At 57.2% G+C, this 2,974-nt stretch carries 4 protein-coding genes and 2 pseudogenes; 3 read left to right on the forward strand and 3 right to left on the reverse strand.

The window, feature by feature from the left end; genetic code table 11:
• Positions 1–355 precede the first annotated feature (355 nt).
• Together ABJF76_RS15385 and ABJF76_RS15390 are read right to left on the reverse strand one after the other, a co-directional pair.
• Positions 356–673 (reverse strand): type II toxin-antitoxin system RelE/ParE family toxin, encoded by a 318-nt coding sequence (locus ABJF76_RS15385; RefSeq protein ID WP_348135783.1) that lies wholly within the window; start codon positions 671–673, stop codon positions 356–358.
• Positions 674–677: 4 nt separating this feature from the next.
• Positions 678–932: a transcriptional regulator gene (locus ABJF76_RS15390; protein ID WP_348135781.1), complete on the reverse strand. Its 255-nt coding sequence runs from the start codon at positions 930–932 to the stop codon at positions 678–680.
• Between the two features lie 133 nt (positions 933–1,065).
• Here ABJF76_RS15390 and ABJF76_RS15395 point away from each other — a divergent pair.
• From ABJF76_RS15395 to ABJF76_RS15405, 3 genes and pseudogenes are all read left to right on the forward strand, one after another.
• A pseudogene (locus tag ABJF76_RS15395) lies at positions 1,066–1,302 on the forward strand (IS6 family transposase); the annotation flags it as partial.
• A gap of 66 nt (positions 1,303–1,368) precedes the next feature.
• Positions 1,369–2,343, forward strand: coding sequence for an IS5 family transposase (locus ABJF76_RS15400; RefSeq protein WP_413822609.1), 975 nt, complete (start codon positions 1,369–1,371; stop codon positions 2,341–2,343).
• Between the two features lie 61 nt (positions 2,344–2,404).
• A pseudogene (locus tag ABJF76_RS15405) lies at positions 2,405–2,659 on the forward strand (DDE-type integrase/transposase/recombinase); the annotation flags it as partial.
• Between the two features lie 128 nt (positions 2,660–2,787).
• Here ABJF76_RS15405 and ABJF76_RS15410 read toward each other — a convergent pair.
• The coding region (locus tag ABJF76_RS15410; RefSeq protein ID WP_413822610.1) for a MucR family transcriptional regulator at positions 2,788–2,974 on the reverse strand (187 nt) is incomplete at its 5' end.

Here is a 2,974-nt window from a genome sequence, read left to right on the forward strand (position 1 = left end):
ATAATCGCCGAACAGGGTCGGCTCGACCGACAACGCATAGAACCGGGCCATGTTCCGGTGCGGATCGATGCGCGTCAGAAAGACAGGGTGTCGAAGGCTCTGCATGCCGCCAGTGTGCAGGCAACCAGTGGCGCGCGTCCAATGAAAGACATGAATCGAGATCCGGGGAAGGATTCAAGCCAGTGATGTATCCCGAGGAAATCAGACGCATGGAAATCGCGGCCTGCATCGCCTGAAAATCCCGGAACGTCCGGCCCTTCTCAGCCTGCCAAATTTAACGTGACAACGCCCCTGGGGCGGCATCAAAACGTGACAGGTTCGGTGCGAATCTGACGATCATTGGAAAAACAACCGATCAGCCTAAACCAAAATCATCCCGGAACCGGTCGATCTGATGCATGCGCTCATGCAGGATAGTCACGATCCCGATGTCGCCATTCGAGAGATGTCGCCAGTAGACGAAATGGCTTTCGTAGCGAAAGAAAAACCCCTCAACGCCGAATTCGGCCGGGATAGGTTTTGATGCGACACCGTGGGCACAGATCCTGTCGAACGCCGCGAACAAACCGGTGACATATTTCTCGGCTTGATCATCTCCCCAGCTTTCACGAGTGTAGCGGTAGATATCATCAAGGCGATGGGACGCCCCTTCCTGTATACGGATAGCGGGCATCGGATCAGGCCCGGTTCCGCGCGATCACCTCGGCAGCAGTCAGTGGTTGATACGTCTCCTCGGGGGCTGCGAATGCGTGGGTCAGCTCGCCCTTCAGCCGATTGAAGGCGTCCTGCTCTGCCCTCTCCTTGTCACGCCGGATCAGGTCACGGATGTACTCGCTGACATTCTCATAGGACCCGTCATCGCCTACGTTAGCCGACACGAAGTCACTCAATGCTCCACCAAGGCGGACGGTCATCGTGGTCGTTCGGGACATGACACTTCACCTCTCATCTCATATGTATTCAATATAACCAAAAACACACACAGAACAACAGTGGGTTGCGCACTACAGCCCTGTTGGGGATTGCCAAGTTGTTGACGTGTCTGAGAACTGGTAGATCGCTGTGATGATTCAGAGTTCTGATTTTCCGCGCCTTAAGGGCTTCCGTTTTCCCAGGTCGATCATTTCCTACGCGGTTTGGGCGTATCATCGCTTTGCGTTGAGTACGGCCGATGTTGAAGATCTCCTGGCGGAGCGGGGCATTGGTGTCAGCCGGGAAACAATTCGCAACTGGGTGAACCGGTTTGGCCGGCATTTCGCGCGTTGCATTCGCCGCGACCGACCAAAACCAAATAACAAGTGGCGTTGTTGCATTAATCCGATTTGTGCCCTACGTGCTCGACGTTGTTTCCCTTCTGAAGTTTTGTGAATGCCGTTCAAACACCACGCGTCGCGCCGCCACAAGTTTGCGAAGTCCAGGCATCGTGTGACGAACTGGCCCGAGTACACCGAAAGTCTGCGCCAGCGCGGGGATGTCACGGTCTGGGTTGATGAGAGCGTGGCGCATCACTGGGGCGTTGCGCGCACCGGCAAGCGGGGCCGGCCGGGGACATACTCCGATCTGGCGATCACGGCTTGCCTGGAGCTTCGGACCGTTTTCCATTTGGCCCTGCGGCAAACTCAAGGGTTTGTCCGCTCTGTGTTCCAACTGATGAAGCTGGAACTGGACGTTCCCGACTTTACCACGCTCTCGCGCCGAGCCGGCGGGCTTGAGCCTTTGCCGCGGGTAAGATCGGAGACGCCAGTATCCCTTGACCTGGTATTGGACAGCACCGGCCTGAAGGTCTTTGGGGCCGGGGAATGGCTGGAAACCAAGCATGGCAAGACATCCAGGCGCCGCTCGTGGCGCAAGCTCCACCTGGGGCTGGATCTGGAGACAGGCCAGATCGAATGCAGTGAGCTGACGACAGACGACATCGGTGATCCGTCGGCCGTGCCGGATCTTTTGGATCAGATTGACGAACCCGTGCGCCGCTTTATCGCGGATGGTGCCTATGACGGGGCCGCCACTCGGACCGAGATCATGCAGCGTTTTGCCGATGTGGAAATCATCATTCCACCGCCGAAGACGGCTGTTCCCGGCCCTGAGGCCGAGACCAACCCCACCGCGCGGGATCTGGATGTTCTCGCGATCAAGGCCCATGGCCGCATGGCCTGGCAAAAGAGCACCGGATATAACCACAGAGCGCGGGTGGAAACGCTCATGGGCCGCTGGAAGTCAGTCATCGGGGAAAGGCTAAGATCACGCACCCTGGACAATCAGAGGACCGAGAGCCGGATCAGCGTCTCGGTCCTCAACAAGATGACTTCCCTCGGACGTCCTACGTTCGAGCGTATCTCATGATGCCAAAATTCTGGGTAAGGGACCGCTGCGTGCCGCTTGATGATTTGTGCAACACGGTGCCCCGGATGCCGATCATCGCGCTCACAAGGGGTTGAACAACAGGATTGAGAATTCCCATCGCCCGACACGCAAACGCGAGAAGATTATGGGTCGGTTTAAATCGCCCCAGCAAGCGCAGCGGTTTCTGTCTGCCCACGATCAGATCAACACGATCTTCCGGCCGCGCCGATACACTCTGTCGGCCGCCTCATACCGGCGTGCAAGGGCTGATGCATTCGGCTTATGGAACGACTACACCAGCGAGATGAACGCCTGAAATCCGTCCAAAGTAGGGCTCCTTGCGGGCCCAACAAAACAAGTTGGCAATCCCCCATCAGGAGCTGACAATACCCGCGATTGAGCCGCTTGCAGGGCATGCAAGCCGATGGAGCGGGCGGTATCCGTTTATTTTGCGCGTTTTCGCTTCTGTCCCAGTCCCATTTTCCGCGCAAGCTCCGAGCGGGCTGCCGCATAATTCGGCGCAACCATCGGATAATCCGCATCAAGCTGCCATTTGGCCCGGTATTCGTCAGGGCTCAAATCGTAGTGCGTGCGCAGATGCCGTTTCAGCGATTTGAACTTCTTTCCGTCT

It is taken from the genome of Tateyamaria sp., assembly GCF_039940735.1.
Taxonomy (GTDB): domain Bacteria; phylum Pseudomonadota; class Alphaproteobacteria; order Rhodobacterales; family Rhodobacteraceae; genus Tateyamaria.